General features: G+C 35.8%; 17 protein-coding genes. 6 read left to right on the forward strand and 11 right to left on the reverse strand.

The features are described from left to right. Positions 1–40 precede the first annotated feature (40 nt). The 4 genes from GN157_RS11685 to GN157_RS11700 form a co-directional block, all read right to left on the reverse strand. Positions 41–889, reverse strand: a complete 849-nt coding sequence (locus GN157_RS11685) for an alpha/beta fold hydrolase (RefSeq protein WP_157483570.1) — start codon at positions 887–889, stop codon at positions 41–43. 109 nt (positions 890–998) lie between these two features. Then, entirely contained in the window at positions 999–2,771 is a 1,773-nt protein-coding gene (locus tag GN157_RS11690) for a MutS-related protein (RefSeq protein ID WP_157483571.1), read from the reverse strand. Positions 2,772–2,846: 75 nt separating this feature from the next. Next, entirely contained in the window at positions 2,847–3,686 is an 840-nt protein-coding gene (locus GN157_RS11695) for a universal stress protein (protein ID WP_157483572.1), read from the reverse strand. Between the two features lie 148 nt (positions 3,687–3,834). Further along, positions 3,835–5,478, reverse strand: coding sequence for an LVIVD repeat-containing protein (locus GN157_RS11700; RefSeq protein ID WP_157483573.1), 1,644 nt, complete (start codon positions 5,476–5,478; stop codon positions 3,835–3,837). Positions 5,479–5,682: 204 nt separating this feature from the next. Here GN157_RS11700 and mnmE point away from each other — a divergent pair, with 204 nt between their 5' ends. From mnmE to GN157_RS11730, 6 genes are all read left to right on the forward strand, one after another. After that, positions 5,683–7,080: a tRNA uridine-5-carboxymethylaminomethyl(34) synthesis GTPase MnmE gene (gene mnmE, locus GN157_RS11705; RefSeq protein WP_157483574.1), complete on the forward strand. Its 1,398-nt coding sequence runs from the start codon at positions 5,683–5,685 to the stop codon at positions 7,078–7,080. Between the two features lie 292 nt (positions 7,081–7,372). Beyond that, the gene (locus GN157_RS11710; protein ID WP_157483575.1) at positions 7,373–8,494 is read left to right on the forward strand and encodes a hypothetical protein; all 1,122 of its coding nucleotides are present in this window, start codon (positions 7,373–7,375) and stop codon (positions 8,492–8,494) included. Positions 8,495–8,754: 260 nt separating this feature from the next. Continuing rightward, positions 8,755–9,354, forward strand: a complete 600-nt coding sequence (locus tag GN157_RS11715; RefSeq protein WP_157483576.1) for a LytR/AlgR family response regulator transcription factor — start codon at positions 8,755–8,757, stop codon at positions 9,352–9,354. An 87-nt stretch (positions 9,355–9,441) separates the two neighbouring features. After that, positions 9,442–10,671, forward strand: a complete 1,230-nt coding sequence (locus GN157_RS11720) for a DUF2254 domain-containing protein (protein WP_157483577.1) — start codon at positions 9,442–9,444, stop codon at positions 10,669–10,671. A gap of 175 nt (positions 10,672–10,846) precedes the next feature. Beyond that, complete coding sequence (locus tag GN157_RS11725) at positions 10,847–12,268, forward strand: aminotransferase-like domain-containing protein (RefSeq protein WP_157483578.1); 1,422 nt, start codon at positions 10,847–10,849, stop codon at positions 12,266–12,268. Between the two features lie 88 nt (positions 12,269–12,356). Continuing rightward, positions 12,357–12,872 (forward strand): N-acetyltransferase, encoded by a 516-nt coding sequence (locus tag GN157_RS11730; protein WP_157483579.1) that lies wholly within the window; start codon positions 12,357–12,359, stop codon positions 12,870–12,872. A gap of 204 nt (positions 12,873–13,076) precedes the next feature. On the opposite strand, the gene GN157_RS11735 is transcribed toward GN157_RS11730, so the two are convergent. The 7 genes from GN157_RS11735 to GN157_RS11765 form a co-directional block, all read right to left on the reverse strand. Beyond that, a complete protein-coding gene (locus GN157_RS11735) occupies positions 13,077–14,219 on the reverse strand; it encodes an acyltransferase family protein (RefSeq protein WP_157483580.1) in 1,143 nt (380 codons plus the stop codon). 8 nt (positions 14,220–14,227) lie between these two features. Next, on the reverse strand, positions 14,228–16,438 hold the full coding sequence (locus GN157_RS11740) for a glycoside hydrolase family 3 C-terminal domain-containing protein (protein ID WP_157483581.1): 2,211 nt from the start codon (positions 16,436–16,438) through the stop codon (positions 14,228–14,230). Between the two features lie 14 nt (positions 16,439–16,452). After that, complete coding sequence (gene bglX, locus GN157_RS11745) at positions 16,453–18,732, reverse strand: beta-glucosidase BglX (RefSeq protein ID WP_157483582.1); 2,280 nt, start codon at positions 18,730–18,732, stop codon at positions 16,453–16,455. Positions 18,733–18,990: 258 nt separating this feature from the next. After that, a complete protein-coding gene (locus tag GN157_RS11750; protein ID WP_157483583.1) occupies positions 18,991–20,613 on the reverse strand; it encodes a DUF6377 domain-containing protein in 1,623 nt (540 codons plus the stop codon). A gap of 114 nt (positions 20,614–20,727) precedes the next feature. After that, the gene (locus GN157_RS11755; protein WP_197429441.1) at positions 20,728–21,645 is read right to left on the reverse strand and encodes a hypothetical protein; all 918 of its coding nucleotides are present in this window, start codon (positions 21,643–21,645) and stop codon (positions 20,728–20,730) included. A gap of 67 nt (positions 21,646–21,712) precedes the next feature. Continuing rightward, positions 21,713–24,718, reverse strand: coding sequence for a response regulator (locus tag GN157_RS11760; RefSeq protein ID WP_197429442.1), 3,006 nt, complete (start codon positions 24,716–24,718; stop codon positions 21,713–21,715). Between the two features lie 434 nt (positions 24,719–25,152). Continuing rightward, positions 25,153–25,923, reverse strand: coding sequence for a M90 family metallopeptidase (locus tag GN157_RS11765; protein ID WP_157483586.1), 771 nt, complete (start codon positions 25,921–25,923; stop codon positions 25,153–25,155). Positions 25,924–26,022 lie beyond the last annotated feature (99 nt).

Below are 26,022 nucleotides of genomic sequence, written 5' to 3' on the forward strand. Positions count from 1 at the left end.
CTGTGTTGCGGTTTTTTTATGTTGCTAATACTATTAGCAATTATGAATTAATAAAGCGAATAATATCTTCGTTAAACTTTTGCATGTGGGTATAGAATAGTCCGTGTGGGGCATCATCATAAATTAAATACTCACTGTGCGGAATATATTTAACCGTTTCTTCAGCAGAAACATCAATAGGCACCGTTTCATCGTCCTTACCATGTATTACCAGTGTTGGTACTTTTATAGTTGGTAAATCCTTTCTAAAATCGGTTGTAGACCATGCCTGCATTGATTTTATAGCTGCATATCCTGCCGAATTCATAGCCATATTAAGCGTGTGCTGTAAATGCTCAGCACTTACAGGATGATTAAATACATTTACCCCAAAAAATGTTTTACCGAAGTTAGACAGGAAATGTGCCCTATCCTGCTCCAATTGCACTTTAATATTCTCAAATACATCTTGCGGCATACCATTGGGATTATCGCTTGTTTCCAGTAAAAAAGGAGTCACTGCACTTACCAGTATGGCTTTACTCACCCTGCCATCTTCATTATATTTAGAAAGATAACGGGCTACTTCCCCTCCTCCCATCGAGAATCCTACAAGGGTAACATCAGTAAGTTCCAGTGTTTCGATAAGGGCTTTAAGATCGGATGCAAAGGTATCATAGTCATATCCTTCCCACGGGCGGGATGACATTCCAAAGCCACGTCTGTCGTAAGCTATAACTCTTATATTGTGTTTTGGCAGTTCGTTTAGCTGGTATTCCCACATAGCATGGCTTAGCGGCCAACCGTGAATTAGTATTACCGGTTTGCCCCTGCCTGTATCCTGATAAAAAATATTGACTTCTTCTGAACTGCCCGAAAGGCTAACAGAATTTGTTGTAATAAATGGCATAGCTGTTTTTTTGTTTTGAATTAATAATACTTAAAGTTACTAACCCAAAAAACAACATTAACCTGATTAAGAAATATTTAGCTGTTAATAAACGTTAAACCCTAAACTGTTATATAACGCCCATTTTTTCCATAAGGAAAGTCGCACTTTTATTTTTACAGATACCATCCCTTAACTTATAATCAAAGTAAAGATCGTTATCTACAATTTGAGCTTCAAAACAACTGTTACGCAAATCTGTAAGATATTGTGCCGTAGTATTACATACTTCAATATCGTGAGTCGCTATAGCACCTATTGCTTTGCGTGCTACCATTTTCTTTACTACCTCAATAGTCCCAGCCTGCTTATCATCAGAGTTTGTACCGCGCAAAATCTCATCCAGCAATACAAATGCCCTTTCGTGCTCTAAACTGTCCATAATTTGCTTTAAACGCTTAATTTCGGCATAGAAATACGATTCGCTGTCAGAAAGAGAATCAGAAAGCCTCATAGAAACCAAAACAGGCAACGCATGTATATTAGCCTGTGCAGCGCAAACCGGAGCCCCCACTCCTGCCAGTACCATGTTAACACCTAAACTACGTAAAAAGGTACTCTTACCCGACATGTTAGACCCGGTAAGTATCATAAATCTCGGATTGAAATCCACATCATTCCCTATCCTTGTCGTGACATTTAATAACGGGTGGGCAACATCTGTAAAACTTACCTTATAGTCGTTATTAAGGCTTGGGAAGGTGAATTCGGGATTATTATAATACAGGTTAGCCAAACTGTTTAAAGCCTCTACCTCGGCTATTATATCAAGCCAGTGAGATATAGCTTCGGCATGTTCTTTTTTCCATTTTAAAAGCGTATTAAGTGTATGTACATGGAATAAAAAAGCACCGTTAAACAGTATCATGGCAAAAAGGTTGTTTACTGTATCCATCCTTGATAAAAGATCTGAGAGTCTTCTTATCTGCTCACTAGCCTTATGATTTTTCAATACAAGGTTTTGCTGTAGTCCTTTTAGCTTATCACTTGTAAACGATTCCTTTTCAATTTGCTCAATTATGAGTCCGTAATTATGTATAATTTCATGGATTTCGGTCGTATCGGCAATTTCAGATTTTATCAGTTTAAACTGCGTAGAAAGAAAACCAAGATTAAACACAAACAAAAAACCTGAAACATCCAGGTAATCCCTGTTCCCTGTTATCCAATAAGCAATAAGCGCAAAAACTAATAATATAGGTAACACATAAGAGGTAATAAGAGATGATATTGATATTCCTTTCAGATTACTTTTACTCCATCCTATAAGCTTTTTATAAACGGTAGCGTTATCCTTGTTCATTTTACCCATAGCCATGATTTCCTGCCTCCATTCGGGTTTAGCACTCAGCTCCTTAATAGCCTCCTGATTTTTAAGTATATCATCCTGAGGCAGTACATTAAGCAGTAACGAAGCTAATTTTTCTTTACCTTTAAAGGTTTGGGTACGGTTCATATTATGGAATAATGACCTGTTTCCAAAAATATCCAAATCATATGAATAGGTATGGTGAAAATCAATAAACTCCTCCCCGTTTTCAAACGGAATTCCTTCTTTTTTCAAAAAAGTTATCTCATCTATATTGATAGCCTTTAATGTTCTTGCCCTTGTTCTTGCCTTAGAGATGGTTCCGTGCTTCTTCATAAGAAAAGCAAAAGCGACTATACCAATTACTATACCCGGTAAGTAAACAAAATCACCTTCTGTTTTTAGTAACTGCCAGCCGAAAAATAAAATTCCCAATACTGCTATAAGCCTTAAAAAACTAATAGTATTGTATTGTTTTTTGAGTTGTTCCAACTGCTGGGTAAAATGGGTAAGTCTTGAAGAATAAAAATTCATAGGTAAGAGGTTTGTTAGAGCGCAAATATAAGTATTGACTTATAAAAAATCCCGCCTTTCAGCGGGATACTATATTTAATTTTCATGGAATACCAACAATGGTACTTTAGTATGATAGGCCATTTTTTTGGTAAGACTCCTATGGAAAAGTCCTTCAAAAAATCCTCGTTTGTGTTTACGCATAACAAGCATATCCACATGCTGACTCTCTATAAAGTCAAGAATAGTCTGTTCAATATGATCTCCGGCTATATTAAAGAAATCGATATTCTTTTCCCTGTAATACATCCTCCATTCGGCAATCCTTTCATCTATATCAGTAGGATCATCAGGATTTTTAATATAAAGACATTGTATTGTTGCTTTAAATTTATCGGCTATATCAAGAGCACTTTTTAAAGCATCATTATCTTTTTCCCTGTATTGGGTTGTAAAGGCTATATTTTTTATCCTGTGATGAAATTCGGCTTCCTCAGGTATTGCCAGTACCGGAACATCTGAATTAGAAATTACAGAAGCTGTTGTAGAACCTATAAATGTTTCCCTTAACCCGGAAGCACCTTTAGTTCCCATCACTATAAAATCAACATCTTCATCTTTGGTCACTTTGTTTATATTGTATACCAAATCGCCATACAGCAGCATATTTTTAATTCTTACATGTCCCAATCCTTTTTTTTCGGCAATTTTATGAAGCTCCGGCAATTCTTCCCTAAAACTTTCAAACTGGTTCATTTCTACAATATCAAAAATCTCCTTAGTCATTTCCGGCATTGGCGGAGTATCAACTATAGGCAGGTCATATACATGTAAAAGAATGAGTTCAGCGTCAAAGCTATCGGCAAAGCGCAGGGCATATACAAAGGCGGCTTTTGCTGCCTGAGAAAAATCCGTAGGAAAAAGGATACGTTTCATAAATAAGTACGATGTTGATGTAGTGTAAAGTTACAAAAATTATCGTCTTAAAATTATGACATTTATCACTCTTGTTTGTAAGGTTTTTGTTAAAAAAAAAGACCGACATAAAGTCGGCCTCTTCTATCATTGTGTTTGCTTATGTTTCTTAATTCACGTTGTTAAAAGTATCTGTATACTCTCCTGTGATTGTTACATTGCTGCCTTTTGTTACATTACCGTAAACTGTAATTGATGAACCCGAACCTACAAACTCAAGTGTAGAGTTACTGTTTAGTACCAGGTTACCATATACAACCACACTACCTTCAATTCGTAATACAGCGTTACTATTTACATTAAGTGACAACCAAGGGTTGTTTGCCTGTCCCTGAGCCAGTGAACCTTTCATGTAAAAAGTTCCATGACTGTTTACATTTAGTCCCTGAGAAACCGACAGTGAACCACAGAATGTAAGGTTTGAATTAGCATTTACATTCACTCCCTGTAATGAAGCCGACCCCTGATACTCTTTAGTTTGGTTAGAGTTTACATTTAACCACGATGATCCGTTGTAAGTTGGGAAATCTGTACAGTCAATAGTTTGTACATTGGTCATAATACGGGCTATTTTAAGGCCTCCGTTACCCATGGCTGCAAAAATATATTTGTCTTTACTTACCACATAGTTACAAGATCCGTCTAGATTAATAGAACCCATTATATTAAGCCCTTGGTTACCGTTGCCGTTCTCATAAATGTAAAGTCCGGCACCACCATTAGCAATATATACTTTGTTATCGTTTACCGATACCGCGTTTGTTGTAATATCTGACGAATCTACACCATCAACAAATGTTGGTACGTTTATAGTTTGTGTTTTATTACCTGAATTGTAGTTGTATACCCCAAGTCCGTTATAACCTTCGGCAACTAAAAGTGTATTGTTACCTAAAAAGTCAATCGTTCTTTTTGCAGAAGCAACATCTTGTGAAGTAGCAAAAGTAGTTTGCTGGTTCATATTGTTAGCGTTATACACTTTTACTCCCTGAGTTCCGCTTAAAACTACAACTTTGTTACTGTTGTACGCTACAGCTCTTAAATCGTTTACCGGAATAGTAGCTTCAACCTGATTGTTAGACTTGTTTATTTTTACAAGCTCACCGTTATCACCAGATACTGCAAAATACTTGTTCCCAGATGATGTTACAGATGTACCTACATTACCCGCAATAGTAGTTTGAGTGTAGTTAGTACTTAGAAGTCCGTTAGAAAGTGTCATAGCTGCTGTAAATGCTGCCGAATCAAGCTCTGGGAATGCATCAGTACTTGCTGCACCTGCAACATATAAAACTCCGTTATCGTATGTAAGCGAACTAATATCGGTATCAGGTAAAACAGCCTGCATTACCAATTGAGGAACAGCAGGGTTTGAAATATCAATTACATCAATAGCTCCCGAGTATGCCTCACCTTCTGTATTGTAAGATACATAAGCATAGTTACCGTTAATCGCTACGTGAGTCGCTTTTAGCGTTAAATTGCCATATACTGGTGGTTGTACTTCGGCAACAAGTTCAAGAGGGAAGTTTCCGGCTACATCTTCGTTGTCTCTTCCTGCAATAGGAAGATCTACATTAAGTACTCCTGAGTTGTCAAATTTAATTCTTTGGTTTAGGGATTGAGAATCGGTGTTTAAAATAATTTTCTCCTGAACATTTGGTGTGTTTACCGAATTGTCATCATTGTTACAGGAAATCATTAATACTAGTGCTCCTAAAAGAGCGCCGAAGCGCATAAAATTTTTATTCATAGTCGGTTTTGTGGGGTGAATAAATTATTTAATTGACTGTAATAAATTTATTTTTTGAATTTCTTTATTCAAATTATAATGCAAATGTAACTAAAACATTTTCAATAAATCACTCACTGATAGATGAATGGTAGCAATTACACGACGAATGAACAAATGTTTGCGTTGTGTGTTTAATAACTATCTTTGTAAAAACTTTTGTTTATGATTTTACAGGACACCATTGTAGCACTTGCAACACCTTCGGGAGCCGGAGCCATAGCCATTATACGCTTATCAGGTAAAGATGCCATTACTATAGCATCTAAGGTTTTTCGTTCGGTTTCCGGTAAGGATATCACTAAACAAAAAACACACACTATACATCTTGGTCATATTGCCGATGGTGATAAAATTTATGACCAGGTACTACTATCTCTTTTTAAAGGGCCTAACTCCTACACCGGAGAAAATACCATAGAGATTTCCTGTCACGGTTCTACTTTTATACAACAGCAAATTATTCAGTTACTGTTGCGTAGTGGTTGCCGTATGGCTAATGCCGGTGAGTTTACACTAAGGGCATTTCTTAACGGAAAACTGGACTTATCTCAGGCTGAAGCAGTAGCCGACCTGATTGCCAGTGATAACGAGGCTTCACACCAAATTGCCATGCAACAAATGAGAGGTGGTTTCTCTAACGAAATTGCCAAACTACGTGATGAGCTGCTAAATTTTGCTTCTCTTATAGAGCTTGAGCTAGATTTCTCTGAAGAGGATGTTGAGTTTGCCGACCGTACCCAATTCCATGACCTGCTGAACAGAATTGAATTTGTACTTAAAAGATTGATAGATTCATTTGCTGTTGGTAATGTTATTAAAAATGGTATTCCGGTAGCTATTGTAGGAGAGCCTAATGTTGGTAAGTCTACCCTACTTAATGCATTACTGAATGAGGAAAGAGCCATTGTATCTGACATTGCCGGTACAACACGAGATACCATTGAAGACGAACTGGTTATAAATGGTATAGGGTTCAGGTTTATTGATACTGCCGGAATAAGGGAAACCAAAGATGTGGTTGAAAATATTGGTATCAAAAAGACTTTTGAAAAAATAGAGCAGGCTCAGGTTGTTATTTATCTAATAGACGGATCGGCATTGGCAAATGATAGCGAATATCTTAACCGACTTAAAGTTGAGATTGAAAAAATAAAAAACCAGTTCCCTTTAAAGCCTCTTATTGTTTTAGGAAACAAAGCTGATAAACTTACAGATAACCAAAAAACTGAAATTACTTCAGCTATTGAAGAACTAATGCTTATTTCGGCTAAAGAAAATACAGGTGTTGAGGAACTGAAAGATAAGCTGCTTTCTTTTGTAAACACAGGGGCATTACGAAACAACGAAACGATAGTAACCAATACAAGGCACTACGATTCATTATTAAAAGCCTTAGAGGAGATTCAAAAAGTACAGTTTGGGTTAAACTCTAATCTTCCTGCCGATCTTATGGCTATTGATATCAGGCAGGCACTATACTACTTTGGAGAAATTACAGGTCAGGTTACTAATGATGAACTGTTAGGTAATATTTTTGCTAATTTCTGTATTGGTAAATAGTAGGCGCAAAACATCATAAGACAACACAAACAAAACCAATGCGCAGACCAGCCTTTTAGTAAGTGGCGATTGGGAGAAAACAACCCAACGGGAATTCCTTAGCATTACCCAGGCGGGAAGTAGACTTCCTATATTAGACTACCCAATAAGCTGAAAACATCATACGGTAAAATATTAACATATCAGCCTAACCTGATAGGCACAGCTGAAATCGTCACCGAGGATTTCAGCATTTTCCAACGTATTTTCTACCAGTTTTATAAATTAGCACATAACAACTAACTATTAAATTATGAAAAAGCTAGCAATTATTCTATTACTATTCTTATCCGCATCATGTAATTCGCAAGAAGCGCCATCCAACTTTAGCCTGTCAGTCTCTCCTACAGTGGCCCAGACAAAGGAAAATGCTGCTGTTATTGCAGCATTGAAACAATTTCTTGAGACCAAGAATAATGACCAGACCAATAACCCTTATTGGAAAAAAAGTGATTTTACGAGATTTATATACCCATATGCTGGAATTGTTAACATAGAGCAGGGAAAACTGGGGTCAGACTATTATAAACCTGTACTAATGGAGATTATCAATACGACAAATTCTGATAAAAAAATTGTAAAGATCGGTTATGTGGGACATAATGAGAACACCGGCGAAAATATTATACGGACAATTTACAATCTTGTTGCTAACCATATTGACGGACAGGTTATTTTCAGCTCATATCTAGACTACGCGACCTCACACTGGAGAAAGGAAAAACACGGCAGCGTCAATTACTACATCTCTCCTGCAAAATCATTCAATAAGGAAGAGGCTGACAGCCAGAAAAAAGATATCGAAAAAATCTGTGCTTTCTTCCATACTACACCGATACCTGTAGACTATTATTCCTGTACCGATCCGGTAGAACTCTTCAGTATTAAGGGTTATGATTATACACCTATGATGTATGTATCAGCTACTGGGGGGCTTGCAGAAGCTGGAAATATAGTATTCTCCGGAAATAATTCGGATTACTATACGCATGAGATAGTACATATCTATACGAATTCGCTCTACCCTAATATGCCAAAAATTCTTGATGAAGGCCTAGCTACTTACTTTGGCGGCAGTGGAAAATATGATTACCAATGGCATAAGAAAGCTATGAAGCAATACATAGCCTCACATAAAGTAGATTATGTTGGTCTTATTGAAAACCCCTATGAGAGAGAGTATATAAATGATGAAACACCAGTTCCCTATATGATAGGCGCACTGATTTGTGAAAAAGCAATAAAAGAATTGGGAAAAGATAAATTTATCAGTTACATTAAGGAACATACCTCTAATGGTGACCTATGGACACTATTGTCCAAATTGGGAATAACTAAAGAAAATATTCATGATGAGCTTACAGCAATGCTTTAACTAATCTATTGGTGTTGGTAAAACATTGGTCATCATACTTGTAGTGAATTCGGATAGTTTACAGTTAGCTTATTGACTAAAGTTATCATCCCATTTGCACTATACCAAATACAGTTACATTTAAAACTGGTATTATGAGACCGTCCTAAGGGGCTGTCTCAAAAGTGAGGTGGACCTAATTTTAACACAAATAAGGGAGTCCGAGGGCTCCCTATATTTTGCAAGTTTGTTAATTTGCCCCAGTAAAAGGAAGTGACTGGATGCTGGCTTCACATACTAACATTAAAGTTCTCGAAGCTCAGGTGTCTAATCTGTATCTCAACTTTTTACTTTCATTTATTATTTCGGTTGTATTAATATTAACACTGAGCTTTTTCTTAATAAAGAAAATTTATAAAAGTTTTATACTGCAAACAGAACAGGAAATTGATTACCTAAATGAACAAATAATAAATCTTACAGCACTAAATAATCAATTGAATAATCAACAGGTAAAAATTAATGATAGTTATAACGAACAGATAAAAAAAAGGATTACCACATATCACAAAGACGAATTGATTTCGGTATCTGTTACAGATATTGCATTTATCAGTTTACAGGATACTGTTATTTATATACAAATGTTTGATGGTATGAGGTATGTAATTAATTCCAGCTTAGATGAAATTAGTAAAGTACTAGACCCAAAAGAATTCTATAGAGCAAACAGACAGTATTTAATTAACATTAGGGCTATAAGTTCAATCTTACTGTATGGAAAAAACCAACTTAAACTAACCTTAAAGCCTGATTTAAAAGAATATGTGATAATCAGTAAGAATAAAGCTTCCGATTTTAAAAATTGGTTAGAGCAATAAAACATAAAGAGTACATAAACAAAAACTAAATGAAATTGAAAATTTGTAATTTTTTTCTATCTTGATATACCAACAATCAGGATACTCATGAATATTAAAAACAATTTCAGAATACTGTATACAAGAGTCATTAACAGTATTGCATTTTTACCGGGTATAATTGCTGTATGTTTTTTAATATTATCAATCATTATGCTAGAGGTTGATTTGTCTTCTTTTGGTACTAAACTTAAATCAGGTAACAGCTGGCTACAATTAAAAGATGCCAGCACAGCAAGATCAATTGCTTCTACAATAGCAGCTGCACTACTTTCTCTTACTGTTTTTAGTTTTACAATGGTAATGGTAGTACTTAATCAGGCTGCTTCACAAATGAGTAACAGGGTATTAACCAGTATGATTCAAAATCGTTTTCAACAGGTTGTACTGGGTTATTATATTGGTACCATAGTGTATGCACTGGCTATATTATCTACAATACGGGATACAAGTGATTCTATTACAATTCCATCATTAAGTATATACCTACTTATTATTCTAACAGTTATAGCTGTTTTCCTTTTCATTTATTTTTTAGACTATGTTACCAAGACAGTAAAATATGAAACAGTTATAGAAAGAATAGAACGCAAAACACTTACAGCAATATCTAATACATTTAAAACAGAAGTTGCAGAATATGAACAATATCAGGTAGCAGGTATAAATATAGCAATGCCACAGTCAGGTTATTTTCAGGGATTTGACACCGAAAACCTTCTTAAAATAGCTATGGAGAATAATTTAGTGATTCATTTTTGCTGTAAACGCAGTAGTTTTTTGTTAAAGGATATTGCGGTAATGGAAGTATTTACCGAAAGTCACATAACTACAGAAATGACAGAAAAGATAATAGCAACTGTAGACTTATATAATGGCCAGCCTATTGAACTAAATGCCGATTATGGTTGCCTGCAACTTAGCGAAGTAGCTATTAAAGCTTTGAGCCCTGGAATAAATGATCCTGCAACGGCTGTATTGAGTCTTAATGCACTCGTTAATGTATTAGCCAGCCGCCTGTACAGTAAACTGCCAGAAGTTTACACCGATAAAGAAAATATGCCTCGATTATACTGTCCGTCATCCGGTTTTAAAGAAATGTTTGAAACATGTGTCATACCAATATGGAATTATGGTAAAAATGATCAATTTATACAAGAAGCATTGTTAAATGCTATTGTACTCTTAAAACAAAGAGATATAAAAAACAGCTATGAGGATCTTTTCGATAAATTTCAGTTTAAAATAATCGAATTGAAAGAAAAAAATATAGTATAAGCAGTGGCTTCAGTCGTAGCTATAAAGTGTTTGAACTAGCTGCTGTGCCCAGAAATTAAAATCACTTCCATTTCATAACATTTATACATGTTAATATCACTTTTTTGATGGTTACACTAAATCTATTTTTTTAATTTTAATACACTTTTAAAATATGTGAAAATTAACGGTACAGATGAAGTCGTATAAATTTGAAAAGTTTACTTCTGTTATAGAAAAAAATATTAGGGAGGGCATCTATAAGCCCGGTCATAAGTTACCCTCAGTACGAGAACTTAAACAACAATACCAAACAAGTATTACTACTATACAAAACGGTTATGAGCATCTCATGATAATGGGTTTGGTAGAAAGTATTCCTAAATCAGGGTACTATGTAACTAACAGGCAGGAGTATACAAAAACACCTGAAAAGAAACCCTATAAACCTGTGGTAAGAGATGCTGTATTTAAACAAAACCTTAACCTTATTACCTCTCACAGGGACAAAAAAGGTTTATCTGAATTTAATGTAGCAAAACCAGGCGATTTATTAACCCCACAAAAACTCATACTTCGCACCATGCAACAGGCTATTAGGGAACAAAGTACCGCCCTGTTAAGATACTACCCATCAAACGGTGATCATGATTTAAAAATCAACATTGCTAAAAGAGCTGCTGCTCATAGAAGTATTATAAATGCTGAAGAATTGATAATTACAGATGGAGCATTACAGGCATTATATATTTCATTAGCGGCAGTATGTAGTCCTGATGATGTAGTTGCTATTGAAAGTCCATGTATATTTTCAGTACTTGAAGTAATACGGATACTAAAACTAAAAATTATTGAGATACCTACAGGTGTGACAGATGGATTTGATATTAGTTTCTTAAAAAGAGCATGTAAAAAAACTAATATCAAAGCGATTGTAGTAACCCCAAATTATCATAACCCAACCGGTAATATTATGACAAATGAGCAAAAGAAAACATTATTATCTGTTGCACAACAACACAATATTGCCATTATTGAGAATGATATATATGGTGATTTAAATTTTTCAGGCATGCGTCCCTCTAATATTAAAGGGTTTGATGATAGTGGACTTGTGTTAACTTATTCATCATACGCAAAAACACTAGCTCCGGGAATACGATTAGGGTGGCTTAGCTGTGGTAAATTTTTACCTCGTGCAGAACAAATAAAGTTTGCGCTTGGCAGCACCGTGTCTCCTATTTTCCAAGAAACCATAAACCGACTACTTTCAGGTAGTAGTTATGACAGACATCTTAGAGCATTTAGGTTACAACTGGCTAAAAATGCACACTTTACAACTAATCTAATATTGAACAGTTTTCCTGAAGAAACTATGGTTACAACACCTAAAGGCGGATACAACATTTGGGTAAAAATGCCTGATTATGTCAATATGGATAGTTTTTACAGTGAGTGCGAAAAAATTGGAGTACGTTTTACACCAGGATTAACATTTTCTTTTTCAAATATTTTTGAAAAAAACTTTAGGATTGTATTTGCTGATAAATTTTCTGAAAAGCGAATCCAAGCGATAAAACTTGCCGGACAGTATTGTAAAAACAGTAATAAAAAATAAACCAGTAACTGTACCGATAGAAAAGGCAAATACTGTACTGAATACCCCCTTTAAAGATATGTAAGTTTGTAGTTTAAACACTAAGAATATGAATGTAACTACAAAATTTATAATAGCAACAGAACAGGGAATGGATATAATGCGGACTCTTACCCATCAACTGGCAAAAGAAAAATTTTCTTCTCTGATAGACAAAAAAACACTTGACAATTATATTACTGAGAACTTTAATGATAAGGAACTTATTACTGAGTTAAACAGCCTGTCAAATCAGTGGATAGTTGTATATGCAGATGATAACCCGGCGGGATATGTAAAAATTACATCAAAGGGTATAAAGCCAAATTCTTTTGAGGATAAAAGAGCCATGCGTATTGCCGATTTTGGCGTACTTAAAAAATATGATCGACCGGAAATAAAACATTCATTACTTAAAAAGTGCATTTCTGTTTGTAAGCTTTATGAGGGTATCTGGCTGAATGAATATATTTATAACCCTCTTATACCCTTTTTTGAAGATAATGGTTTTCAAAAACAAACCGGAAATTATGAATTTGAAGACTTAGCATTATCTTCTGTTTTGCTAATTTATTTGGTAAATTAACTTCTGTCTCAAAAGTATATTTTTATTAATAGTAATACTGTATTGCTATTTTTGAATCAGGCACGGTAAGCTGTCTATATTTCCACAAAAATTTAAAATACTAACATAAAACAAAATAGTCCCGCTTCAGGGTAGTATATTGAGCTCAATACTACCCTTTACGGAACCTGCGTCAACCAAACGACTCTAACTAAATTTTTTACATTATTCTTTCTTACTGATTAGTTTTTTGGTTAGCCATTTACGAACCGGTATATCATAAAAACGAAGAGAAACATAGGCTATCACAATAGATACTGTAAAAACCAAAAATCCCATTATCCATACATTTTCTAACTGTATATTGTTATTGGCTACCCATGCATAGTATATATATAGTACAGGGAAATGGGTTATGTATATAGGATAAGATATATCACCCAGAAAAGTACATAACCTTCGGGCTTTTGCCGATACTATACTTCCGCTGGCACCGATGTAAATGATTACCGGAAATATAAATATTACGGTTAATGAATCATAAAGTCCGTTCATCCATAAATTTTGAGTGCCTCCCACACGCGGAAACATCAATACTGCACAAATAAGAAGACTGCTCCATAAAAAGGCTAACTTTATGTTACCCGGTTGGCATAGCCTGCGCAATAATATACCTGCTAAAAACGGAAATGCAAGCCTGGTGAAACCAATACGCATTTGTGCCAAATCTAACGACCATCCTCCTATTATATCACCATTAGGACCTGTTGTAGCTAAATGAATAAGAGCTGCTCCTGAAACTATAACCAAAATCCACATCACTGTATTAGATGCCTTTCTTAAAAACAAGGCATAAAAAATATTAGCGATATACTCAAAGAAAAGAGACCATGCAGGGCCGTTTAAAGGATACATCTCCCCCCAGCCTCTTATATCCAGCGAATTAGGAACCGGCAGTAAAAAAAGTCCCAGTATTGTTACAAGAATCAGTTTCCACACAGGTGTAGCAGCAACAGCCGGAAACATCGCGCTGGCACTTGGATAAAAACAGATAGCTCCTAACAGCATACCTACAATTATCATAGGATGCAGGCGTACAAGTCTTCTTTTAAAAAAATCTTTAAGGGACATTTTCCTCCAACGGTCATCATAAGCATGTGCTATTACAAAACCTGAAAGAAGAAAAAAGAAATCTACCGCTAAATAACCGTGGTTTATAAGCTGTTTGGTATGATCTCCTCCCGAAAAAATTTCCAGTATGTGAAAGGCTACCACAATAAGGGCTGCTACCCCGCGCAGTCCATCCAGTATTTCGTAATGTTTTTTTGAATCAGGAAAGGTAGTTTCCTGTACAGTAAGGCTACTCATAACTGTGCTTATTTTAAGGTAAACCTAACATCTCCCTTTATATCCTGAGAGGAAGCACCTATTATTGCCCTAAAACTACCCGGTTCTGCAACCCATTGGTGTTTTTTATCATCAAAATAACTAAGATCCTCTTTAGCAATACTAAATGTTACAATCTTCTCTTCTCCTACCTTCAGATATACTTTTTCAAACCCTTTAAGCTCCTTAATAGGTCTTGGAAGCGACGATTCGGTATCTGATATATAAAGCTGTACAACCTCTGCCCCGTCACGCTTACCTGTGTTTTTTACTTTTACAGATACTCTAAGGGTTTCATCCTGATTTACAGTGGCTTTATCAGCCTTAATATCACTATACTTAAATGTGGTATAACTTAATCCGTGTCCGAAAGGAAACAATGGTTTTATATTTTGTTTTTCATGCCATCTGTACCCTACAAAAATACTTTCTTTATAGGTTACCTCATCATCTCCCGGAAAGGCATTTAAAGCATGTGCTGCATTATCCTTAAGCTGAACCGGGAAAGTAAACGTTAGTTTCCCTGACGGGTTTACATCACCAAACAGTACCGAAGCTATGGCATTACCCGCTTCTGTCCCTAAAAACCATCCCTGTACAATTGCAGGTACTTCTTTTTCCCACGGCATCGCCACTGCGTTACCCGAAATATTTACATCTACAAGCTTACTGTTAGCTTTTGCTAAGTCACTAATTAATTCATTTTGTCCGTAAGGTAACTCAAGCTCTTTACGGTCATTACCTTCACTATCTTGAAAATCACTTTTATTCAGTCCGCCCACAAACACAACGATGTCGGCATCTTTAGCAACACGTAAAGCCTCTTCCCTAAGCTCAGCTGCACTACGGTCGTCTTTCAGGTTTTGACCTGAAACTACCCCATTATAATCTCCGCTGGCATCTCCTACATAACCTCTGGCATAAACCACCTCAAAATCATTCCCTGCTCTGTTTTTTATTCCGTCAAGCGGAGAAACTTCATATCGTACTTTAAGTGAAGAACTACCTCCTCCTACGGTCATCATCTTAACAGCATTTTCCCCTATTACGGCAATTTTTTTATGCTTTTTTATATCCAGTGGTAACAAAGAGTTTTTATTTTTTAGCAATACAATACCTTCTTCTGCTATAGCACGGCTTGCTTTTGCATGTGCATCTGTACCGAAAGAACCAAATGGTCTGTTCCTGTCCATTGTTGTTCTGAATGAAAGGCGTAATATGTTCCTTACCTTATCATCCAGTTCTTTTGTTCCTACCTCACCCGCCTCAATTAACTCAAGGTATGGTGCTGCCATATAATAGTTATCATAGGCATTACTTCTGCCCCATGTAAGTCCGTCGGTCCAGGTACCAAACTCAATATCAAGTCCGTTATAAATAGCTTCTTTTGTATCGTGAACGCCACCCCAGTCGGCCACAACAACACCGTCAAAGCTCCATTCGTCACGTAAAATATCCTGAAGCAGGTAACTGTTATGGCAGGCCTGCTGACCTTTATACTTATTGTAAGCCCCCATAATAGCCCATGTACCACCCTCTTGTACCGCAGCTTTAAAAGCCGGAAGGTAAATTTCATAAAGGGCACGGTCGTCTACAATTACATTAACACCATGCCTGTTGGTTTCCTGATTATTAAGGGCAAAATGCTTTACACAGGTTGCCACCCCGTTAGACTGAACCCCTTTTATATAGGGCACAACCATTTCTCCGGCAAGGAAAGGATCTTCTCCCATGTACTCAAAGTTCCTCCCGTTTAGCGGACTACGGTAAATATTTACTCCGGGGCCTAATAGTACATTCTTATTACGATAACGGGCTTCTTCTCCAAGGTTTTTACCGTAAAGAAGTGCCATATCCCTGTTCCATGTTGCAGAAAGCGCTGTAAGAGCCGGAAATGCAATACAGGAGTCATTGGTCCAGCTAGCCTGTTCCCACTCATCCCACAGTACTTCCGGACGAATACCGTGAGGCCCGTCGGTCATCCAGTTTTCAGGGATACCCAGTCTTGGCACACCCGGCGAACTGAATTTAGACTGCGCATGTATCATGGCAATTTTTTCCTTAGTAGTCATTTTGGAAAGTGCATCTTCAACACGCTCTTCCATAGGTTTTGTATCATCCAGATAGATTGGTAGTGCCTGTTGTGCTTTAGCATTAAAAGCCAAAAGCAATAAACAGGCTAAGGTGATTTTACGTATCATATACTGTTTGTTTATTATTTAAGATTGAATGAAGCTGTTTTAACGGCATCGCTACTACCTCCTATCATAACACGGAAAGCACCCGGTTCGCTGGCATACTGTAGTTCGCTGTTGTAAAATTTCAGAAGATCTTCTGTAATCGTAAACGTGATTGTTTTTGATTCACCTGCTTTAAGGCTTACTTTCTCAAATCCTTTTAGCTCTTTAACAGGTCTTGAAATACTCGCTTCCATATCCCTTATGTACAACTGTACCGTTTCTTTACCTGCTCTGTTACCTGTGTTTGTAACTGTAACACTAGCCTGAATACTACCGTTTGTAGTCATATCTGTACTGTTAAGTGTAATATCAGTATATTCAAACGTAGTATAGCTTAACCCGTAACCAAAAGGATATAAAGGCGCATTTTTCTCATCCATGTAATTACTTCTAAACTTCTCAAAACCTTTATCTGAAGCCGGTCTTCCTGTCATTAGATGATTATAATACAACGGAATTTGAGCAACGCTTCTTGGGAAGGTAGAAACCAGTTTACCACTAGGGTTTACATCGCCAAATACTACGTCGCCAATAGCCTGTGCTGCTTCACTTCCGCCAAACCAAACGTTAAGTATAGCCGGTACGTTTTCCTGCTCCCAAACCAGTGTCATAGGTCGTCCTGCAAACAATACTAATACTACAGGCTTACCTGTTGCTACCAGTTTTTCCAGTAATCGTTTTTGTACTGCCGGAATACCTATATCGGTACGGCTGCTTGACTCTCCGCTCATCTCCGATGCTTCACCCATAGCCGCAATAATCACATCAGACTTTGCTGCTATAGCCAATGCTTCTGCAGTTAGCTCTTCTTCAGTTCTGTTATCACGGGGAATGTCCCTGCCAAACATAGTAGCATCCTGCTGCATTTTAGCATCACTCAAAAGGTTTGAGCCTACTGCATAAAGTATGTTGGATTTTTTCCCTGCTACTTCTTTTAAACCTTCTAAAAGTGTTAGTGGTTTATCAAGCTTTGCAGCCACACTCCATGTACCAACCATATTAGATGCTGTATTTGCCAAAGGACCTATAACTGCAATGGTTTTAGACTTGTTTAACGGTAAAACATTACCTTCGTTTTTTAATAGCACAAAACTCTCAGATGCCGTTTTTCTTGCTATCGCTCTGTTCTCTTTAGTATAAATATCCTTTTTGGCTCTTTTACTGTCACAAAACTTGTATGGATCTTTAAACAGTCCCAGTTTATATTTAGCTTCCAGTATACGGCGACATGCCTTATCAACCTGTTCTAAATCTACTTTCCCTTCTTTAACCAATGCTGAAAGGTTATTTAAATATCCTTCAGATACCATATCCATGTCCAAACCGGCATCAAGAGCCAGTTTGCTGGCATTTTTCATATCACCTAAACCATGACTTGGAATTTCTCCTACTCCATTATAATCGGCAACAGTAAAGCCTGTAAAATTCCATTGGTTGCGTAATACTTCTGTAAGTAACCATTTGTTAGCGTGAGCCGGAACCATATCAACAACGTTAAATGATGCCATAACACTACCCACTCCCTGCTCTACAGCTGCTTTATATGGGTAGAAGTAATCATTATACATACGGATGTGGCTCATATCTGCCGTATTGTAATCCCTTCCTGCCTCTCCTGCACCATAAAGCGCAAAGTGTTTTACACATGCCAGTATATTTGAATTTTCAGAAAACGAATTGTCTTTTCCCTGATAACCTCTTACCATTGCCTTGGCAATAGCACCGCCTAAAAAGGGATCTTCACCACTTCCTTCAGATACACGTCCCCATCTTGGATCTCTGGCAATATCAACCATAGGGCTAAAAGTCCAGTTAATTCCGTTTGCACTGGCCTCAGTTGCACCAATTCTTGCCGACTGCTCTATGGCATCCATATCCCATGTACAGGCAAGCCCTAGCGGTATAGGGAAAACCGTTTCATAACCATGTATAACATCCATCCCGAAAAGCATAGGGATTTTCATCCTGCTTTCTTCAACCGCTATTTTTTGTATTTCACGTATCTTATCTGCTCCTTTAATATTGAACATTCCTCCCACCTGTCCTTTTCGGATTTTCTCTGCTATATTACTATTACTACCTAGTCCGGTAATAATATCTCCTTCACTTGGAAGGTTTAACTGACCTATCTTTTCTTCTAAGGTCATTTTGCCCATAAGGTTATCTATGAAATTATCCATTTCAGTATTCCTGTCCTGAGCTACTGATGGTAGTCCTGCAAGTAGAGCAAGTACTACTGTCATAATTTTTTTCATTGTATTTCGTATTAGCGCCGTTAATTACCGACAGATGTTATTGAGGGTAAAACTAAAACGTTATAGTAGCAATACGAAATACTATAAGTCAAAATGTAGACAGAAAGAAAACATTAAACACTAATAATCAATTAATTAAACAAAATAATTAATTAGAAATTGTAGCTGTTTTTAAGCCTTTATGTAGAAGAAAACAGGGTAATTATAGCCTCATCATTACCACAGCATACAATAAAAAAGGGAAATTAAACAATTTACTTAACCTATAGTTTTAAGCCTTTCGTCAAATTCTTCACGTGATATTGCGACTTTATTTCGCACCTTGGTACGGTAGTTATAAATGGTGCTTAAAGAGTATCGTAAAAAGGAAGCTATCTTAACTGCATCACTAATCCCGAGTCTCTCCAGTGCAAAAATTCGTAATTCGGCATTCAGTAATTCACCGTGCTTAAGTTCAATTTTTTCCTCAGGCAATAACATGTCGTTAAACTCACTTACGAAATTAGGATACAGATTTATGAAAATTGTATCAAATCGTTCATATAACTCATGCAGTTCTTCATTAGTCACACTACTTGATTTTAATATTTTAGACAGCTCATCAAACTGTTTGTTCATAGCCTTTTTGTTCAGCTTTTTTCTATAATCATCAAGCTTAGCTATGTAAGACGAACATATATCAAAAAACTGTGCTATATACTCCTCTTTTACCCTGTTAGATTCATGAAGTTGGGAGTTAAATACCTTGAGTTGTTCATTAGCCGTTTTAAGCTCCATGTTAAGATCCTTTTGCCTTTCTCCTGATACAAGCAGTTCTTCCTTCACTTTTGAAATTCGCCTCATTTGGCTGTAAACATAAACTACTGCTAAAATCAAAAAGAAGCTGAGAATGCTTATTAGAGTAAGGTAGGTTCGTAAGGTACTTTTTGCAGCATTTTCCTTCTCCTGATAGGAAGCATTTATAATCGAATAAAACTCAGACATCATAAGGGTCCTGAATTTCACGTTACAAGCCACAGCATCTGCCAGTGCTGATTGTGCATATTTATAGGCCAAATCAATTTTACCCTGATAGTAATAGTAAATTGCTAAGTTTTGTATAGCACCATGATCCCTAATACCATTCTCAATATCAGTAACTGCTGCCAGACAATAATACCTTACACCTTCCTCCTGCTTATCTTCCCGCATATAAATATCTCCCAAAAGATAAACATACATGGCATAGTCGGGATCTTTTACAGTACTGCTGTTTTCCATTTTTTCAAGCAGCTCACGGGCTTTTGAATATTCCTTTTTGTACATTAATTGCTGAGCCAAATTAATTTTGTACTTATTAGAATCAGGGCTGAGCACCTGCAATAGGGAGTCTCTATATACCTCTATTTGTTTTGCATAATGCTCACTTGGATTATTAGTTGTATAGTGCTCGTAAAACTGACTGTAAAACTCATAATACAAAGCTTTAAGATCATTAGGCTGTTTTGTAATAGTAACACCGTCAAGTAACGACTGTGATTCCAGAAAATTTCCTTTTGAAGAATATAGATTTGCCAACTGTATTGACGAGCGGTCTCTGTAGTATCCGTTATTAAGCGTATTGCCAATAGAGATGTTTCTGTTTATGTAGTAAATAGCACTATCAAGATAAAACTTCCGGTATTGTTCATAGAGCTGTTCATTAATCCTGTACTCCTCTTTTAAATCTAAACCGGGTGTAATTTCGTTTCTGTAACCGGCAATCTTTTTTCTTTTTATATCTGCAAAATGCTCTTTTTGCAGTAAGGCATTATCCAATTCCTGCCTTGCAGAAGATAAGTCCTGTGCCCTTAACCCAAGAGATGATAATATGGTAATAAAAAAGATAATAAGTGATTTCAAAAAGAAAGGTATTTAATGAATTAAGGCAAATATATGGAAATCGGTAAAATTTTGTCACCTCTATTTCTTCATCTTGATTGTTTAGCATTCAAAACTAAAATTACCATCCCGTATTTAATCAATATACTCTACCTCTATTCCCCAATTAAAAACCTGCTCTCTTCTTTTACTGTAATTAGGTTCTTTCCAAAATGGGGAATAATACAAGTAATATTCATGAACGCCTGATGTCTTTTTAATCGAAACCACATCAAATCTGGGTGGACCAATAAAATCATTATACACATAATGTAGTTGGGAGTAAACAGATACAACAATACAAATACCACTAACAGGAAGCTCTATGTTTTCACACTTATATAAATCAATAACCACTGTTTCTCCCTGTTTCTTTCCAACTGTAAGATCTTCAGTTAATATTTTATCTTTAGGTGTATTAGTTATGGTATCATAGGTCATAAGGTTTACTTTGAAAGGAATGTACTGTACATCATTCTCAATTTCCTTATCTACCGACTTCAATATTATTTTTCTTATAAGTGCCTTATGCTTTCTGTCATTATTAGGTATATAAACCGCTCTTGAAATATTTATAGAATCAGAATTTTCTATTCTACCTATAGTAGGTGTAGTATCATCAATTAATAAAATATCATACTTATCGCGAATATAATCTCTTGTTGCTCTTTCCGGGAATATCGTTTTTATTCTTTTTTTCTGTTTTTTATAATTAACAAAAACTTCATTTAAAATTGTATTCTTTTGCTCTAAATAAACTATATCATTATTCTGAAAATCATTATAACTAATCAGTTTGTCTTTATAAGACAAATGCGATATTTTTAAAGTATCAAACATCTGTTTTTTATCAATATAAAAAACTCCGTTTTCTTTTGAATAAGTATAAAATACATCATCTAAAAAAACATGTGCATGAGGCACAGCTATAGAATCTTTTTCATCAATTAGCTGTATTTGCGATAAAAGTACGGTAGGTAAACACAAAAATGATAGTAAAAAAATAATAGTCATCTTTTTTAACATAACTTAATCTGTATAGCTCCTAAACCAAAATTATTATTAGTAGTAGTTTTTTATATTATTTTAAAAGATATGTTTCTACTATAGTTTTCACCCTGTCTAAAATAATAGGCTTGGAAAGATAATCGTCCATTCCATACTCAATACAGGTTTCACGCTCTCCGTTTAAAACTCTTGCTGTTAAAGCTATAATTGGTATATGCTTATCTTGTTGGCTTTCAATTTCCCTGATTTTTTTAGTAGCATCTAACCCACTCATTTCAGGCATTTGAATATCCATAAAAACAATATCAGGATTTTTGGTTTGATACATCTCTACGGCTTCTTTCCCGTTTTCGGCTATTATCAAATTAGCATCAGGAACAATTTTCATTAAAATTTCACGAGCCAGTAATTGATTAACAGGGTTATCTTCTGCTACCAAGATAGTTGTATTTTCTCCTGAGAAAGAAACAGTCTCATCTTGTGAAGAAATAGCTTTACTATTAACCGTAGCCGCTGTAGCTGTAGAATAATTAGCTAATCGGTCTAATACGGTTTTTAACTTACCGGAATGTATTGGTTTTGTATAGTTGAAATTAATATTGTAATCTTTAATTGCTTTAAAAATAATATCGTCATCTGCCGTACTGTGTAAAAGCATTATAGGAAGATCATCGGCAGACAGGTTGAGTGTATTTCTTATTTGGGAAATCAGGTCGGTTCCCGACATGTAAGGCATATTATAATCTACAATCGCAAAATCAAAATCCTTATGCTTTTCCAGCAATTCCATTGCCTCAATACCATTATTAGCAAGCAGGCTTTCAATATTCATTTCGGCAAGCATTACCTCTAAAATACGCCTGTTACTTTCATTGTCATCAACAACAAGTACTTTTTTTACATTGCGGAAAAATGCAGTCTTATCAGTTAATTTTCCATCAGGGATTTCAAACTGTACTTCAAAAGAGAACTCACTACCTTTATTTAATTCACTCTCCACATTAAGCTTACTGCCCATTAAAGCCAATAGCTTATTGCTTATGGTAAGTCCTAAACCTGTACCACCATACTTACGGGTGGTCGAACTGTCTTCCTGATCAAAGGCTCCAAAAATTTTACTCAACTTATCTGAAGCTATACCTACACCTGTATCCCTAACCGAAAACTGAAAGTATGTTTTATTCTCATCCTCCTCGGCTATTCGTGACTCTAAATGTAATTCTATCTCTCCTGTATGAGTAAACTTAATAGCGTTTGACAACAGGTTGGTTAATATTTGCCTTAATCTTACCGGATCAGCATACACATATCGCTGAATATCCGGCGGGATATTCAATAAAACTTCTAATTTCTTTTGTTCTGCCTGGTGGCGAATAACATCAATGGTTTGTTCGCACAGTTCATAAACATCTACCTCCTCATAATGCAGTTCCAGTTTACCGGCTTCAATTTTTGAGAAGTCTAATATATCGTTAATAACATCGAGCAGAAGATTGGCCGAATTATTGACATTTTTAAGGTATTCAGACTGGCTTTCGTTTAATGGTGTTTTTATTAGAAGGTCTGTAAAACCAATAATCCCGTTAAGAGGTGTACGTATTTCATGGCTCATATTAGCCAGGAACTCTGATTTTGATTTACTTGCCGACTCAGCTGCTTTTTTAGCTTCAATAAGAGATGCTTCAAGTGTTTTTTGCCCTGTTATATCCCAGTTTGTACCCAGCATCCGAACAGGCTTTTTATTCTCGTCCCTGTAAACAGTACCTTTTGCTCTTATATGGCGTATAGTACCATCTGTAAGTACTATCCTGAAATCAGTATCATAAACCGAATGTCCGGCTATTGAATCGTTTAAAAGGGTTTCAATTTTGTTTTTATCGTCAGGATGTACTCTTTTTGTCCATAATTCATAAATAGATTCTTTAATATTATTACTGGTTCCATAAAGCTTGTACATGGTTTCATCCCAATACACTTCGCCCTGTAAAATATCGTAATCCCAAATCCCGATAATAGAAGCCTCCAGTGCTGCCTGTAACTTATTTTCGGCATTAACTCTTCGGGTAACATCCCTAAAGGCAGCTACAGTAATGAATCCTCTGGGAGACCATGTTGAGTTTAGGGTCATTTCTACGGGAAACTCTTCACCATTTCTCTTATTGGCATAAATCTCAATTACCGAAGAGCTATAGTATTCCTTTTCGTTTTTTTCTACAGCATTTATATACTCAAAATAATATTCCAAATGCTTTTTGTATTCGGAATGATACCTTACAGGAATAAGAGAATCCATTGTTTTGCCTTTCAATTCATCCTCAGTATATCCAAAAACTTCAGACATCAAACTATTAGTCAGTTCAATAGTACCTTGTTTATTAACCACAATTAAAGGATCGGGCGTAGTATTAAGGTACATATGGATTATATTCAGTTCTTCCTCTGCAGCTCTTTTTTCCCTGTCAATACTATTCATACTACGGGAAACTACAACAAGCAGTACAAGTGTGGCAAAAATTACAATTACTGCTACCATAGCAATAGAGAAATCGGCTGCAAAATAGCCTTCCCTGTAGCAATATAATATTAAGTATGATAACAGTAAACTGACAACTGTAAGTTGGAAAAACAGCCTTCGTATCATAAAACTACCTATTCTTTTACTGGTAAAAAGCTCTGTTATACCATGTTTAGGAATAGTTAGTGTAATTGCAAGCCCTGCAATAAAAAAGCCAATAGCGGTATGAATTGCCATTGATGATATAAACCTTACTTTATCGAAAGTAGGAATGTTATATATAAACGTAACAATAGCAAAAAATGAAATTACAATTACTACTAAGGACAAATAGGAAGCTCCTCTTTTTGCCTTATCATTATTAAACCTTACTAAGCCAAGTGAAATACTTAAAAGGGTAAAACATAATGAAGTTGCCATTGACATCCTTCCGGGTGTCGGGTTTCCTTTAGCAACACCTTTATGGTCTGTAGCTGCAAGTTGGTCAATTCCTAAGTTAAAATCGCCTGCATCCTGCAAAAATGTTACAAAAGCAATAGTAAAAAGCAGCAGGTTTAAAACCATTGAAATTTTAGAACACCTACCCTCTCTTGTACAAAAAATAACAAATGCCAAAAGTAAAAAACAAAAGGCAGTATTGAACTTCATTGTAGGTAACTCGCTGTGAATCTGTGTAAAGATTTCTATATGAAAAATCCAGCCTAATATTGCCAATAATGAAACACAACAAAGTACAAAAGCAATATACCTGATAAACTTTTGATAAAGATTCACTTTTACCATACCTAAATTTAAAGCGGAATTTAATTTTAAAGATAGTAATTTATTTATTACATCTGTTAAAATTTAAGCGCCTAACCCTTAAAAATAAAGACTTCCTTTTAAGCTTATCAAAAACATTTGTTTATTCAAAAAATAATTAACTGATTTAATGACTAATACAGAATATTTATATCGTTAATATTATCTGTTTAATGAGGTACAACCCAATATTTTTATTACTTGTTTGTATTAAAACACATTTCCATCATTTTATACAACTCAGGGTGTTTTCGTTTTAATAAATCAGGGCGTTCAAAAAAATACTCTGAAGCCACAGCAAAAAACTCCGCCTGATTAGTACCTCCATATTCACGTATGTCCGACTTATCGTCATTAATGGCTTCCATTTTTTTATGTATCAAATCTAACCAAGGTATTGAATATTGATGCCCCAGTAGTTTTTCGGGAACCCCGTCTACAAGTCCGTCCATTTTATCAATTAAGTGCACAAACTCGTGTATACCTGTATTGCCTTTATCTGTAGTATTAGAAAAACCGTGATATAAAGCTTTTCGGGACAAAATCATTTGGTTTTCAAACCTGCCGGTCCCTACCAGTCCGCCTATATTACGTGATTGGGCAGTATCGGCAAATTCAAGATCTTCATTAAAGTAATCAGGATACAGCAATACACCGCTAAGGTTATAATAATGCCATTCGGTAAAACCAAAAACAGGAATAACCGCACTACAGGCTACCAGTATTTTATCTAAATCGGTTACCTCAAGCTGTACACCTTCAATATACACTTCGCTAAGAAACTGCATAATACGCTTTTGAAATTCGGTTTGTCTCTCGGGTGTAAGGTTTCGGTAAAACAATACATTATCCAACAATAATTGATGCCAATGTGACGGAAAAGGTTTTACAACAGCCTTTTTAGGCTTTTTAAGAATAAAGAAAAGTGCGATGATTATAATTATCGCAACAGGTATGATGTAGTTCATGAATGCTTATTTGCCATAAAGATAATATTAAGATTGGTATACCGGGAGAAAATAAGTCTCTATATGCATTAAAAGTTGTTTACGCTTCTTAACAATTGT

Origin of the sequence: Flavobacterium rakeshii, from assembly GCF_009741375.1 — a bacterium.
GTDB classification, from domain to species: Bacteria; Bacteroidota; Bacteroidia; order Flavobacteriales; family Flavobacteriaceae; genus Flavobacterium; species Flavobacterium rakeshii.